Genomic DNA, 13,632 nt, shown 5'->3' with positions numbered 1-13,632 from the left:
ATGCCTTAGGGCAGTTTTTCAAAGTGAAGGAAAGCGTAATGAGTAAGAAAACCGGTCAGGTCAAATGGTTCAACGAAAGCAAGGGATTTGGTTTCATCACGCCTGCTGATGGCTCCAAAGATGTCTTCGTCCATTTCTCTGCCATCCAGAACGATGGGTTCAAGACCCTGGCAGAAGGTCAGCAGGTTGAGTTTTCTATCCAGGACTCCCCGCGTGGCCCGGCCGCAGCCGACGTGGTTGCGCTGTAAGTAAACCGCTTCACCACGGTTGATAAAACCCGCCATCGGCGGGTTTTTCTGTTTTTGGCTGCGAAATCAACCGAACGGTAGCCATTGCTGCGCTGGAGGCTTGCAGATAGCCCCCGGAATCATTTACTGTATATAAAAACAGTGTCCAGGCGAGAGTGGGTAAGATGGCAGTAAATATTCAATATGTTGTGGTGCGCGATGGGGTAGAAAAAATGACCTTTGCCAGTAAGAAAGAGGCGGATGCCTATGACAAGATGCTGGATTTGGCGGATAACCTGAGCGAGTGGCTGGCGCAGGCGCCGCTGACGCTAGAGGAGGGGCAGCGTGAAGCGCTGAGCTTTTACCTGGCTGAGCAGAAAGAGAGCCTGGGGCGTCTGCTGCGCGGGGCCAGCGTAGCATCGCTGGTGGATGCATCACCGACGGAGCCCGCTGGCGAAGAGTCCATCGGAGAGACGCTGGTGGCCTAGTGTATCGCCTTGGCCAGCGTGGCCTCGATAGGCGCGCATGTCGACATTGGCAGCGGGAGGGGCAGCAGGATATCATGCTGCCTTTTCCCCTAGATCACCGCACTGGAGCAACCTATGAAACCCGATATCACTTTTTATCGCCGCTTCCAGGCCGATATTTTGGCCGGCCGTAAGACGATTACCATCCGCGATGGCAGCGAGTCCCACTTTCAGCCGGGGCAGCGGCTCACGGTCGGACGCTACGAGGATGGGCTCCCCTTTTGTGAGATTGAGGTGATTGACGTAACGCCGGTGACGCTGGCGCAGCTGAACGCACAGCATGCTGCTCAGGAGAATATGACGCTGGATGGGCTGCGCAGCGTGATCGAAGAGATCTATCCGCAGGTCGATCGGCTCTATGTCATCGCATTTTCACTGGTACGCGCGCTGGCGGGCTGAGGCTCGGGCGCCGACGCGTTTCCGCCGGTTGCGCTGCCGCCGTCGGCGATGCGCCGTTTGATGACGCGTCGGCCCTATTTTCCACGGCGGAGTACCTTAGCGCTCTGGTTTATTTTTCGGCGACCACGCTTCGCGATGATATGCACAATATATTACCTGTGTATCCATCAATGGGGGATTCTACGCGCCTATCTGCTGGCTGAGATGGCCGGCTGAAATAGTCGCCTTATCGCTGATGCTATTGGCGGTGGGGCATCGTCGTACGCGCTGGGCGTTAATTTAGCGGCGGCGCCTGGGTTATTTCAGTATGCGGCTAATCATTGTGTGAGATATATTAACCCAGCACACGATGCTATTGCTATGCGCTTTTTCCCGCGAGGAAATATCGCGTCGGTAGCGAAAAGGGGCGCGCTCTGCGGTGGCCTCTTCCGCGACGCCATATCCCGTATCGTGCACACGGAGAATCACCGGCGTGTGCGGCGAACCCCTCGGAGGCGCCGGCGCGATTATTAATACATTTTTCGTATAACTTACTTATATTTAATAAGTTATTTTGATATATAGAAGCGGTGGCGCCCGTCGCTACCGAGCTATGGTGCCCTGGTGAACGTGGCTGTCTACCACAGGCGCTATCGCGCGATATTCCCGCGGTGCCCGGTATGTCCGGCGGGGCGAGGCCGTGTCTATCCGGCGTAAGATATACGTCTTATCGATACGTCGATGAAATAGTTTTTCATCGTTATAGTGTCACGCGTAAATAATATTGTGGTAGCCTAGCGATATCTTCTGGTGCGGGTGTGCTATCGGTGAGGTTATCCCTCTCGCCGAGCGTTACTTCGCGGCGTAATTTATTGCCTGCGTCGCGCCGTTTTAAATCTCACGCCCATGGATATCTCGGCGCACCGTATAATCGGCCGATCGGATGGAGATTCGCGTTGGATGCGTAATTAAATTGATCATATATATTTTATTTAACGTCGATATTTTATTCTGTGATGAAAAGGAGACACCTGCGGCGCCGCGTTGACGAGCGCCACCGAGAAATGAACGCGTGATTCGCCGCTGATTCGTTTGCCCTCGGCTGACGTTGCTCTGGCGATACGCTGGGGCAGACGCCGCGGCGGGGGATAGACCAAGCCGAGCGCGTAGCCCGAGGGTTTGGCTATCCGTCGGGCGGAGTGGTACGGTAGACGATGCGCTTTACCCGAGTCTCTTTAGCGCAGCGGCGGTATCAGGCGAGTTAGGGGCGAGCCCCTATGTTCGGCTATCCAGCATAAAAAATGCGCGCTCAACGCGGTGGCGCGGGTATTGCTGCAGGGGGGGACGGCGCGCGCGTCTGCGGACCTCGGGCGCGTAGACGCCGCAAGATTGTTAAGATCGAAGTATCGATTCCTTCACGAATGTGATCTGATAGACATATTAATATATTTAGCTATAAAAATAGATTCTAATCCTGATTTTTTGATATATAAAGGGTTTTTATTCTGATTTGTCGCAAATCATCGGATTATATAGTTACTCTTACCATATTACCCTCTAAGTGCATGGTTAATTATATCTATTCATTTATCCACTATCGGCTAGAATAGTGGCTGAATCCGCCGGATTAGATAAACTTTGCTAATATACCAAGGATGATTGATGCAATGTTCCAGAATAATAAATATTCACTTTAGTAAATACTGACGTAGCAGATACTTTAGAAGCGATTAATTTTTGTTGTAATAATGGCAAGCTGTCAACTTTGACACTACACGCAGTCAATACCAGTGACTCCTCATATGAGGAGGAAAATAAAATTAGATAGCATAATGAATAGTGAACATTACCATCTCTTAAGTGATGTCAGATCGGTAGCGCCGTCTCATAAGCAGGCTGAGGCGCTGCGGGTCAGGCTGCAATATGCGCTCGCTAGCGACGAGTTTTATCTGGAGTACCAGCCGCAGTGGAATGTTCACGGACACATCCAGGGCGCGGAGGTTTTGATTCGCTGGCAGCATCCTCGCTATGGCGTCCTATTGCCCGAGCGGTTTATGGACGCGCTGATGAGCTGTCAACTGGGGCCCGCGCTATTTGGTTGGTTAGCCGAGCGCGCGCTGCCGCTGCTACAGCGGCTGCGTAACGAGGTCACGCCGGACTTCAGCCTGTCTTTGGCCCTACCGCTGAGCCTCGCCGCGAATGAGGCCGTGCTGGCGCCCTTTACCCAACAGCTGTCCCAGTATGGGTTAACGCCGGCGGCGATCGCGCTGATCTGGCAGGGAAGTGACGATCTGCTGTCCGATCCCGCGTGCCTGGCTGGCATGCACACTCTGCGCGAGCAGGGATACGGGGCCGCGCTGGCGGAGTACGGCGAGGGCTATCGCCAACTGGCGGCCCTGAACCAGCTGCCGCTGGATCGGGTGCACATTCCGCCGGGGGTGATCGGCCTGTTGCCGCACCCGGATGCTATGGTGATGGTTCAGCTGATGCTGCGCCTTGCGGATAAACTGGCTATGCGCTGCTGCGCGCAGCGAGTCGACAGCGTACAGCAGTTTGAGTGTCTGTCGGCGGCGGGATGCCGCGATTTCCAGGGCGCCTATCTTTTTCATCCTCTGAGCGCGCATCAGCTGGCGGTCGTATGCCACATTTTGAGTGACGCCGACGAAGCGGCGTCGCCTTCTGGCGGGTGAGCCGCCGCGTTATCTCACCTTATTCCGCTTATCTTCCCAGGCATACAACGGTATTTTTGCGTTTTCACCGCCTGCGGATTGTGTCACCCTGTTATAAGATGGCTTGTGTGATGAATCCGTTAGGCATTAACAATGATAAAGGCACCAAAAGCAGCAAAACATCCCTATGAGATCGTGACGCACGGGGATCGCCGGGTTGATGATTATTACTGGCTGCGCGACGACACCCGCAGCGATCCACAGGTGTTAGCCTACCTTAACGCGGAAAACGCCTACAGCGAGCGCTGCCTGGCACCGCAGTCGGCGCTGCGATCGGCGCTGTTGGCTGAGATGGTAGCGCGTATTCCCCAGCAGGATGCCTCCGTTCCCTATGTGCGCAACGGTTACCGCTACCAGCACCGCTACCGACCCGCCGCCGAATATGCCGAATATTGGCGCCAGCCTGAGTCGGCGAACCCGGAGAGTGAGACGGGGTGGCGACTGCTGCTGGATACCAACCAGCGTGCCGAGGGGCATGATTTTTATGCGCTGGGCGCACTGGAGGTCAGCCCGGATAACCGCCTGCTGGCCGTCAGCGAGGACACCGTATCCCGGCGGCAATATACGCTGCGCGTAAAATCCCTGACGGATGACGACGTCTGGCTGGAGGATACGATCGACGGGTGCGATGGGCATATCGAATGGTGTAACGACTCCCGCGCCTTTTATTATATCCGCCTGGATCCACAGACCCTGCTGCCTTATCAGGTCTATCGCCACCGCCTGGGCACCCCCTGCAGCCAGGACTGCCTGATCTATCAAGAGTTGGATGATGCGTTTTACCTGGGGCTGGAGAAGTCGCTCTCCCAGCGCTACGTGATGATCCATATCAGCAGCACGACGACCTCCGAGGTTCTGCTGCTGGATGCCGATGACCCCGAGGCGCGGGCGCACTGCTTCCTGTCGCGTAGGCGCGATCATGAGTATTCGCTGGAGCACTATGACTCGCGGTTTTATATCCGCTCTAACCGGGAAGGGCAGAATTTTGCCCTGTACTGTGGGCCGGATGGCGATGTGCTGAGCTGGCAGACGCTGGTACCGCCCCGCGATGCGGTCATGCTAGAGGACTTTTGTCTGTTTCACGACTGGCTGGTGGTGGAGGAGCGAACCCACGGTTTGACGACGCTGCGCCAGATCCGTCGCGACGGCGGCGAGGAGCGGCTGATCCATTTCGACGACCCCACCTACGTCACCTGGCTGGGCTATAACCCGCAGCCAGAGATTGCCAAACTACGCTACGGCTACTCATCGATGACGACGCCGGGCAGCGTCTATGAGCTGGATTTAAACAGCGGTGAGCGGCGCCTGCTGAAGCAGCAGAGCGTGGCGGACTTTAGCCCGCAGGACTACGCCAGCGAACGCATCTGGCTGCGGGCGCGGGACGGCGTGGATGTGCCGGTGTCTCTGGTCTACCGGCGCGATCGCTTTGTGCGCGGACAGAATCCGATCCTGATCTATGGCTACGGCGCCTATGGTAGCAGCATGGATCCCGGCTTCAGCACCAGCCGCCTGAGTCTGCTCGACCGGGGCTTTGTGTTTGCGCTGGCCCACGTTCGCGGCGGCGCCGATCTGGGGCAGCAGTGGTATGAGGACGGTAAGCTGCTGCACAAGCTGAACTCATTTTATGATTTTATTGATGTCACGCAGGGGCTGGTTCGCCAGGGGTATGCCGCCGCCGATCAGGTCTATGCTATGGGCGGCAGCGCCGGTGGGCTACTGGTGGGGGCGGTGCTGAATATGGCTCCCCAGCTTTATCGCGGTGCGGTCGCCGAGGTGCCTTTTGTCGACGTACTGACGACCATGCTGGATGCCTCGATCCCACTGACGACCGGTGAGTACGATGAGTGGGGGAATCCAGAGGATCCGGAATACTACCACTATATGCGGCGCTACAGCCCCTATGATGGGGTCCAGGCACAGGCTTACCCCCATCTCTTAGTGACCACCGGGCTCCATGACTCTCAGGTGCAATACTGGGAGCCGGCCAAGTGGGTGGCGCGTCTGCGTGAGATGAAATGCGATGATAACCTGCTGCTGCTGTACACCGATATGGAGGCGGGGCACGGGGGAAAATCGGGGCGTTTTAAAGCCTATGAAGATATTGCGTTGGAATATGCGTTTATTTTAACGCTGTCCGGCGTAACACAATAGACCCGCTTGGGTGAGCTTTAGCAAGGAGTCGTATGCCAATACTGCATTTACACCAGCGCGATATGTACTATGAGGATCACGGCAGCGGCTTTCCGCTGGTGCTGGGCCACAGCTATCTGTTCGATGCCGATATGTGGCGTCCGCAGATCGAGGCGCTGAGCGCCCACTACCGCGTCATCGTGCCGGAGCTGTGGGGACACGGTCGCTCTGCGGCGTTACCGGAGGGGCACCGCTCGCTGACCTGCCTTGCGCAGGATACCCTGGCGCTGCTGGACAGCCTGGGGATCGATCGCTTTGCGATGGTGGGGCTGTCCGTCGGCGGAATGTGGGGAACCGAACTGGCGGCGCTGGCCGGCGATCGCTGCGCGGCGCTGGTCCTGATGGATACGTTCGTAGGGCGCGAGCCGGAGGTAACGCACCAGCGCTATTTTGCCATGCTGGAGGCTATCGAGCAGGCCGGCGCTATCCCGCCGCCGCTGCTGGGGCAGATCGCTCCGCTGTTCTTCCGCCAGACGCCGGCTCCCGAGCTGATCGCTGCGCTGAGTCAGCGCCTGGCCGCGCTGCCCGCAGAGAGGCTACGCGACAGTATTGTTCCGCTGGGGCGAATGATCTTTGGACGTCCGGATCGCTGCGATCTGTTGACTCAGCTACAGATGCCCGCGCTGGTGATCACGGGGGCAGAGGATCGACCGCGCCCACCGCTGGAGGGATATCTGATGGCTGAGATGTTGAACTGCCGCCAGGAGGTGGTGGCCGAGGCTGGGCATATCTGTACGCTGGAGCAGCCGCAGCGGGTGAACCAGCTACTGCTGACGTTTTTGCAGCAGAGCCTGCCGCGTTAAGCCGAACTCGGCGTGAGACAGATAAAAAAAGGGGCCTGAGGCCCCTTTTTGCTTTCCACCGGAGTGGAATTAGAACTGGTAGACCAGACCCAGAGCAACGATGTCATCGGTGTTGATGCTGTTCGCGCGGGTGAAGTCGTTTTCATCCAGCAGGTTGATTTTGTAATCAACGTAGGTGGACATGTTCTTGTTGAAGTAGTAGGTCGCACCCAGGTCAACGTATTTTACCAGGTCAGCCTTGCCACCGTTAAAGCCGTTGTAGGAGTTCAGCTCAGAGGCCTTAGACTGCAGGTAGGCGATGGACGGACGCAGACCGAAGTCGAACTGATACTGGGCCACGGCTTCGAAGTTCTTCGCTTTGTTAGCGATACCGGTAGAGCCGAACGGCGTCATGTTCTGGGTTTCAGTGTACATGGTGGCCAGGTAGATGTTGTTAGCATCATACTTCAGACCGGCGCCCCAAGACTGGGCTTTGTTACCGCCGGCAACGTTAGAGTTAGCCTGGTTGCCGCTCCATTTTTGCTCGGTAGTACGGTTAGAGGTGGTGTACGCCGCACCGGCGCTGATGCCCCAGCCCAGATCGTAGGTGGTGGACATACCGAAGCCGTCGCCGTTTTGGCCTTGGATCTCACGCGCATTGTTGCTCAGCGGAGCGCCATCCCAGCTGTAGGAGCCATCAGCATCTTTGCCATAGGCGTGGCCATCGTTTTTACCCTGATACTGCAGGGCGAAGTCCAGGCCATCAACCAGGCCAAAGAAGCCGTTGTTACGGTAGGTGGCCAGGTTGTTGGCGCGCTGAGCCATGTAGTTGTCAGTCTGGGCAGAGGTATCGCCACCGAACTCCGGCAGCACGTCGGTCCAGCCTTCGATGTCGTACAGCACGCCGTAGTTACGGCCGTAGTCGATAGAACCGTAGTTGCCGTACTTCAGGCCGGCAAAGCCCAGACGGGTGAAGAAGTTAGAGGAGTTGCTTTCGGGCTGGTTAACGTTAGCCTGTGCTTCCCACTGGCCATAACCGGTCAGCTGATCGTTAATCTGGGTTTCGCCTTTAAAGCCGAAACGGACGTAGGACTGGTCACCATCCTTGCTGCTATCGCTAGAGAAGTAGTGCAGACCATCTACTTTACCGTACAGATCCAGCTTGTTGCCGTCTTTGTTGTAGATTTCCGCAGCGTTAGCTGCGCCTGCAACTAACAGAGCAGGAATAACGACTGCCAGCAGATTACGTTTCACAATAATATTCCTTCTTAGTTGCTGACCGGTGCGGTCAGGTATGAGATGCCACTGCTTATTTTGTCTTTTCGTGCTACGAGTGAGAACTAAATTGCGTTCCATCTGTCGAAGTAAACACATCGGGCACGCCCTAATGATAGGTGTTTTTTCAGCTAAATAAAAAGCAGAGTTCCATTTAATTTATTAAATCGCGTAATTAATTATGTATAAATGTAAAATGCACCATATTTTATGACATTACGTATGTTTTTTGCGCGCCCGCGCAGCTACCAACGTTTTATTATTCATTGCGCTATCGCGCGTTGACTGTTTGTTCGAAATTTTGACGATCACACAAAATGTCAATGTTATTCCTATTGTTGTTGTATACTTAAATCTCATCATTGTTACTGCACTTTATTTTTACTGTGTCTTAAAGATTTCTTTTAAGCCAACCTTTCGGGTTGGCTTTTTTTTTGTAAAAATCCCTTAGTAATCATTATGATTTTCTATCGTCTTTAGCCTTTGCGTCGGTTGCTGTTGATACAACTCATTAATATTATTAAACCATGATATGCTTTTCTTATTATTCTATGGTGTATTGCTAGGTACTCTGTGCGTATATAAGAATCATGTTTGATTATTTGTGCTGTGCCCATTGCGAGTGATAAACCGTGTGATACGTCAACGATATCCCGCCGCTATTATATTAATTCTTAACTCTGTCTTTAACAAAAGATGCGGTTCGAAAGTGGCGGGGTGGGATATAAACATGATGACCTTGGCGGATGTTTTGTGAGAGTTGTCTTAGGTCTGGGGGGCGTCGATGGTGATTATTTTCCAATAGGGGGGAAGCGAAAGACGGCGCCTCACCGTCAATGCCCGGCGGAGGGATGTCATGCGACCTGCACGCCAAACGCCTCGCGGGATCGGCGCTGCGGATCTTCTGCACCTGCATAGAATACAAAAACCCGCCGTCGCGGGTTTATTTGCCAAGAATAACTGCCGTTTTTATTCTACCACATCCTCCGTGTGGGCGCGTTTAGCGCGTTTTGCCGCGCGCTTTTCCACCAGCGTTTTCTGCGGTTTTTTCTTAGCATTTTTTTTGCTATCCATTCCCTTACTCATAGTAGCCTCTCTTTAACTATCGTTGGGTAGGTTGCCTAGTTACTTAAGCGCCGTTGCGACTGAGTTGCAAGGTTATATTCATGGCATGAAGTTAATTCATTGTTATTGATGAAGTTATTTACAGGTAGTGGCTGGCAAGCAACGCTGCCACGCACGATTTTCGAACCGACAGTGCACCGTGGTACCCAGGGGGAGGATGGAACTACTCGGCGTGGGGCACCGCGCTCTGTGTGCCCCTGGTTTTTAGGCTGCGGTTGGCATACCGCACAGTTTGGTCAGATTACGGGCGCCGACCATGACGGTCGCGACATAGGACTGTCGTCGGGTGACGACCTCTACGGCAATGAGTTTATCTCGGTATTTAAGGTGGTAGATGCAAGGCCATCCCTGACGGGTGCGGCCGAAGGCGTTTGCATGTTGGTCGATGGCCGCATGGGCAACAACAAGGTGAGAGAAGTTTGTATCGCCTTTAATGATTCGCTTCATACAGGCTCCCTACATAAATCCATCAATTTGCTCTGTTCAGCCTAGGCTGACCTTTCTGTTATAACACCATTCCCTATACTTCGACACGTTTCAGTCAGAATTTCCGCTATTTAGTTAACAATATCGATCGGCTACGCTTAGCGGGATCCTCTATCGCGATCCGGGGAATGTGAGGCATGCTACGCTGAAACGAACTCTACCGATTAAGGAGCGCATATGAACCCTATCTATACCCTTACGCTGTCTCCCTCGCTGGACTGTTCGACCAGCACGGCCAAAATATATCCTGAGGGTAAGCTACGCTGCAGTCAGGCCATCTACCAACCGGGCGGCGGTGGGATCAACGTGGCCCGGGCCATTCAGCGCATGGGCGGCGGCGCCGTGGCCATCTATCCGGCGGGAGGATCGACCGGCGCGCACTTGACCACGCTGCTGCTGGCGGAGGGGGTGGCGGTCGATACGATCGAGGCGCAGGCCTGGACGCGTCAGAATATGCATGTCAGTGCGACGGCGACCGGCGAGCAGTTCCGTTTTGTGATGCCCGGCGCGGCGCTGACGCCGCGGGAGTTCGATCTCCTGGCGCAACGATTGGATCAGATCCCGACCGATGCCCTCTTGGTGGTGAGTGGGAGTCTGCCGGAGAACATTACGCCGTCGCGGTTTTCCGCGCTGCTGCAGCACATTCGTCAGCGCGGTATTCGCTGCGTCGTCGATACCTCGGGCGATGCCCTGATGGCGGCGGTGAATCAAGGGGGACTGACGCTGATTAAGCCCAATCAAAAGGAGCTGGCGACGTTGAGCGGTCGAGATATGACCCAGCCGGCCTCGGTTTTGCAGGCGGCCCACGCGCTGGTATTACAGGGCGCCGCACAGTATGTGGTGGTTTCGCTGGGGGCGCAGGGGGCGATTGCCGTCGATCGCCAGGCCTGGATTCAGGTGACGCCGCCGCCGATTAAGGCACTGACGACGGTGGGGGCCGGCGACAGTATGGTCGCCGCGATGACGCTGCAGCTGGCTCAGGGAGGAGCGCTGAGCGCGCTGGCGATCGGCGGCGTTGCGGCCGGAACCGCGGCGACGCTGCGCCATGGCACCGAACTCTGCCAGGCGAGCGATGTCGCCGAGATCGTGGCTTATATCGAGGCCCACCACCCACAGCCGCATTCATTTTAATGCGCCGTGGATGTGGATAAAGAAAGACGCGGGGGACATTCGCCGCCCCGCGTCGCAAGCGGATCGCCGAGGATTAATCGGCCAGATGGGCCTCGATGAACCACAGGAACTTGTCCAGATCGCGCGAGGCGGCGGTCAGCATGTCTGCGCTGTCCTCATCCTGGGTGGCGCTAATCGCCGACCGGGTATGGTTGGCGACGACGGCATAGCGCTCTGCCAGCGCGGACAGATGTTCGCGGACGCGGGTAATATTCAGCGGGTAGGCGGCCAGCGATGAGGCGGCGGCGGTCGTTTGCAGCGTCCCCAGCGCGATGCCGCCCAGCTGAACGATACGCTCGGCGAAAATATCCTGGTGGTTCAGCAGCGCGGTGCGAAAGCCGTCTAGCATTTCATGTACCGCGATAAAGTTTTTTCCCTTCATGTTCCAGTGCGCCTGCTTAGTCAGCAGGGCCAGATCGATGAACTCAGCGACCAGCGGCTGTAGCTGGGCGATGGTCTGCTGCTTGATTTCCGGGGCCAGATCGTTGCGGGTGGTCGTCAGAGTGGCGTCCAGAGCGGTGTTATTCAGCGGGGTCACGTTCATTATTATTTCTCCCATTGATTTACGTCGTTTATTCAGTCAGACAGCGCAATAATACGTACTGTTTGTGTCAGTATAGGGAGAGGGATGGGAGGATAGCTAAAGGGTTATCAGTATTGTTTGAATAGGTGCTATCTATCGTTTATGGCCTCAGTGCGTTTTATTTTTTATTCTCCTGGCGCGCTGCCGCGTCGACGTCCGCTTGAGCACGGCGTGTGAATGGCCGTTAGGCGCCTGATGAGCGTGACGGCCGCGGGCTAGCGCGCCCGCGGGATTATCTGAGGACGGCGCGCGCGCCCTCGCGGTGAGGCTACTGGCCTAAGGGGCCGCTGATGGCTTTAAACAGCGGACACTCGGCGATGCCGATGACGCCGTTGCTATCGTGGATCTGCGTCTGCGTTACCAGCGACCGGGCGGTCAGATATTGGCACTGGAGTCCCAGACCGCCTAGGTTTTTACGGCTGCTGATCAGAAATCCATAGCCGCTGAATAGCATGGCCAGATAGATGACGATCAACAGGATCAGGGTGGTTTTTAGCAGACGCATGACAACTCCTTAGGTCCGGCGCCAGCCTGCGGCGCTCACGGTAGAAAATTAGTGAAATATTATCATAATCAGTCAGATGGGCGAGCCTTTTTCCCTTGTTCGCGGCGCCGATATCCGCCAGCGCGCAAAGGGGGCGGGGGATTGTTGTATGCACAGGTTAACTACCAGAGATGATCTTGTTTTTATTTTTTGCCTTTGCTATTAATGAATCTGCAGATATGCAGAAGTTTGGTTTCCCGAAACTGAGTACTATCAAAAATAAGCGAGGTGTTTATGAGTAGAGGAAAGGATAAGGCCACCAAGAAAAAAGCAGAGAAGACGCTGAAGGAAAGGCGGGCGGAGAAAAGAGATAAACGCGGCGCGTCAGAATAAGTATTTTAAATAAAAGCCCGGGATGTGCCGGGCTTTTATTTTTTCGCGCGTGTCGATATCGCCGTGGTCGAAGGCTATGCGGTGACTGAGCTGAGAGACGCTAGCGCGGCAGGGGGGAAGCGGGGCATCGCGAATAATACGGTGAGTGGCTGTGCTAAGCGCGGGGAATGCGGGAGTGAACTCGCGCATAAAAACGTAAAGAGGCCTCACGAATGAGGCCTCAGATAATTGAGTGCTACATATTAAGGGCATGACCACCGCGAGGCAGAAATCCCGCGCCGCTTACTCAGTGGCATATTCCGGGCTGGCCAAGACGAGGGTCCGTTGGGTGCTACAACTCACTGCCGTCACGAACGTAATTAAATGTGCCATTTAACTCCTTTCGTTGCCTCGGATGAAATAAACATAGCGGAATCTCCAGCGGTCGAGTGTGATACAGCTCACCGATCTGTCTCTTTTTTTGCGCACGGACGTGATCGCCTTGCGCAACGGGGGCGTCCTGTATTGCGTCGGGAAATTTTACCGTAGACATTGAGTTGTGGCGTACGCTTGCTATTATCGCGGCCTACCTAGCGAGGAATATGTGATGAAACAATATCTTTCACTGCTGGCGGTGTGTCTGCTCGCCGGTTGCAGCGCGGGCCCGCAGGCGACGGAGAGCGTGCCGCAGACGCTGCGCAGCAGCTATCAGTGCGATGTGCCGCAGGCGCAGGCGTTTCCCCCGTTACAGACGGCGGCGGATCTGGTGGTCAATATGCGCCATCTCTCTCAGCATGCCCAGGCGCGAAACTTCGTCGCCGGCCAATGGCTGGCCCACAGCGACGCCCTGCCTGAGCGCGATCGCATCAGCGCCTGCAGTACGCAGATCTTACAGGCGTCGCGCCAGATTATCGATGCCCAGTATCAGGCGGTCTACCCCACGCTCACCAGCCAGGCGCAGCGCGATGCGCTGAAGGAGACCATCGCGACATGGCGTACGGCGATGCAGGGGATCACGCCGCAGGGCGTTAACGATACGGCGCTTGCGGCGTTTAATACGGCGGCGGAGCGTCTGCTTGCGCTGCTGCAGCCGCACTGAGTCCGGATGCGCCGGGGTGGGATACCCCCGGCGACGTAACGCGTCGTCTCCCCCCCGTCGCGCGGGGCATAGGGATAGCCTGAGGCCGGAGAAACGCGCATGGCGCAGGCCATGCGTTAGCGGGGAGGCCCCGGATTCGAGGGGGCTAGCCACGGCTGCCGCATCTCAACGCCGCCGGGGATAATGGGGGGGATGCCATCATGAT

The 13,632-nt window shown here is 55.9% G+C and carries 12 protein-coding genes; 8 read left to right on the top strand and 4 right to left on the bottom strand.

Translation table 11 applies throughout. The annotated features are described in order from the left end of the window. Nucleotides 1-38: 38 nt before the first annotated feature. The 6 genes from cspE (at nt 39) to L1P05_RS08835 (ending at nt 6,854) form a co-directional block, all read left to right on the top strand. On the top strand, nt 39-248 hold the full coding sequence (gene cspE / locus L1P05_RS08860; RefSeq protein ID WP_012848672.1) for a transcription antiterminator/RNA stability regulator CspE: 210 nt from the start codon (nt 39-41) through the stop codon (nt 246-248). Nucleotides 249-412: 164 nt separating this feature from the next. Next, nucleotides 413-715, top strand: a complete 303-nt coding sequence (locus tag L1P05_RS08855; protein ID WP_015461543.1) for a YebG family protein — start codon at nt 413-415, stop codon at nt 713-715. 114 nt (nt 716-829) lie between these two features. Further along, nucleotides 830-1,153, top strand: a complete 324-nt coding sequence (yqfB, locus tag L1P05_RS08850) for a N(4)-acetylcytidine aminohydrolase (protein ID WP_012848670.1) — start codon at nt 830-832, stop codon at nt 1,151-1,153. 1,811 nt (nt 1,154-2,964) lie between these two features. Continuing rightward, nucleotides 2,965-3,822: an EAL domain-containing protein gene (locus L1P05_RS08845; protein ID WP_034168176.1), complete on the top strand. Its 858-nt coding sequence runs from the start codon at nt 2,965-2,967 to the stop codon at nt 3,820-3,822. A 132-nt stretch (nt 3,823-3,954) separates the two neighbouring features. Beyond that, the gene (locus L1P05_RS08840; protein ID WP_012848666.1) at nt 3,955-6,012 is read left to right on the top strand and encodes a S9 family peptidase; all 2,058 of its coding nucleotides are present in this window, start codon (nt 3,955-3,957) and stop codon (nt 6,010-6,012) included. A 32-nt stretch (nt 6,013-6,044) separates the two neighbouring features. Further along, on the top strand, nt 6,045-6,854 hold the full coding sequence (locus tag L1P05_RS08835) for an alpha/beta fold hydrolase (RefSeq protein WP_012848665.1): 810 nt from the start codon (nt 6,045-6,047) through the stop codon (nt 6,852-6,854). Nucleotides 6,855-6,923: 69 nt separating this feature from the next. Here L1P05_RS08835 and ompC read toward each other — a convergent pair whose 3' ends face one another. Continuing rightward, nucleotides 6,924-8,087, bottom strand: coding sequence for a porin OmpC (gene ompC / locus L1P05_RS08830; protein ID WP_012848664.1), 1,164 nt, complete (start codon nt 8,085-8,087; stop codon nt 6,924-6,926). 1,350 nt (nt 8,088-9,437) lie between these two features. Next, complete coding sequence (locus tag L1P05_RS08825; protein ID WP_012848661.1) at nt 9,438-9,680, bottom strand: DUF4060 family protein; 243 nt, start codon at nt 9,678-9,680, stop codon at nt 9,438-9,440. A 216-nt stretch (nt 9,681-9,896) separates the two neighbouring features. Here L1P05_RS08825 and pfkB point away from each other — a divergent pair, with 216 nt between their 5' ends. Beyond that, a complete protein-coding gene (gene pfkB / locus L1P05_RS08820) occupies nt 9,897-10,850 on the top strand; it encodes a 6-phosphofructokinase II (protein WP_012848660.1) in 954 nt (317 codons plus the stop codon). Between the two features lie 73 nt (nt 10,851-10,923). On the opposite strand, the gene dps is transcribed toward pfkB, so the two are convergent. Beyond that, on the bottom strand, nt 10,924-11,433 hold the full coding sequence (dps, locus tag L1P05_RS08815; RefSeq protein ID WP_012848659.1) for a DNA starvation/stationary phase protection protein Dps: 510 nt from the start codon (nt 11,431-11,433) through the stop codon (nt 10,924-10,926). A 307-nt stretch (nt 11,434-11,740) separates the two neighbouring features. Beyond that, nucleotides 11,741-11,977 (bottom strand): YobH family protein, encoded by a 237-nt coding sequence (locus tag L1P05_RS08810; protein WP_012848658.1) that lies wholly within the window; start codon nt 11,975-11,977, stop codon nt 11,741-11,743. Nucleotides 11,978-12,935: 958 nt separating this feature from the next. On the opposite strand from L1P05_RS08810, the gene L1P05_RS08805 reads away from it, so the two are divergent. Next, a complete protein-coding gene (locus tag L1P05_RS08805; protein ID WP_012848656.1) occupies nt 12,936-13,427 on the top strand; it encodes a hypothetical protein in 492 nt (163 codons plus the stop codon). Nucleotides 13,428-13,632: the final 205 nt, after the last annotated feature.

The organism is Edwardsiella piscicida (genome assembly GCF_021733145.1).
Classification (GTDB): domain Bacteria; phylum Pseudomonadota; class Gammaproteobacteria; order Enterobacterales; family Enterobacteriaceae; genus Edwardsiella; species Edwardsiella piscicida.
This window is presented reverse-complemented; position numbering and strand designations above follow the sequence as displayed.

Excerpts from the sequence above, each read along its gene's own strand:
- L1P05_RS08825 (WP_012848661.1), bottom strand. The coding sequence starts at position 9,680 with ATGAAGCGAATCATTAAAGGCGATACAAACTTCTCTCACCTTGTTGTT.
- dps (WP_012848659.1), bottom strand. The coding sequence starts at position 11,433 with ATGAACGTGACCCCGCTGAATAACACCGCTCTGGACGCCACTCTGACG.
- L1P05_RS08835 (WP_012848665.1), top strand. The coding sequence starts at position 6,045 with ATGCCAATACTGCATTTACACCAGCGCGATATGTACTATGAGGATCAC.
- L1P05_RS08810 (WP_012848658.1), bottom strand. The coding sequence starts at position 11,977 with ATGCGTCTGCTAAAAACCACCCTGATCCTGTTGATCGTCATCTATCTG.
- cspE (WP_012848672.1), top strand. The coding sequence starts at position 39 with ATGAGTAAGAAAACCGGTCAGGTCAAATGGTTCAACGAAAGCAAGGGA.
- L1P05_RS08805 (WP_012848656.1), top strand. The coding sequence starts at position 12,936 with ATGAAACAATATCTTTCACTGCTGGCGGTGTGTCTGCTCGCCGGTTGC.
- L1P05_RS08855 (WP_015461543.1), top strand. The coding sequence starts at position 413 with ATGGCAGTAAATATTCAATATGTTGTGGTGCGCGATGGGGTAGAAAAA.
- yqfB (WP_012848670.1), top strand. The coding sequence starts at position 830 with ATGAAACCCGATATCACTTTTTATCGCCGCTTCCAGGCCGATATTTTG.
- pfkB (WP_012848660.1), top strand. The coding sequence starts at position 9,897 with ATGAACCCTATCTATACCCTTACGCTGTCTCCCTCGCTGGACTGTTCG.
- L1P05_RS08840 (WP_012848666.1), top strand. The coding sequence starts at position 3,955 with ATGATAAAGGCACCAAAAGCAGCAAAACATCCCTATGAGATCGTGACG.
- L1P05_RS08845 (WP_034168176.1), top strand. The coding sequence starts at position 2,965 with ATGAATAGTGAACATTACCATCTCTTAAGTGATGTCAGATCGGTAGCG.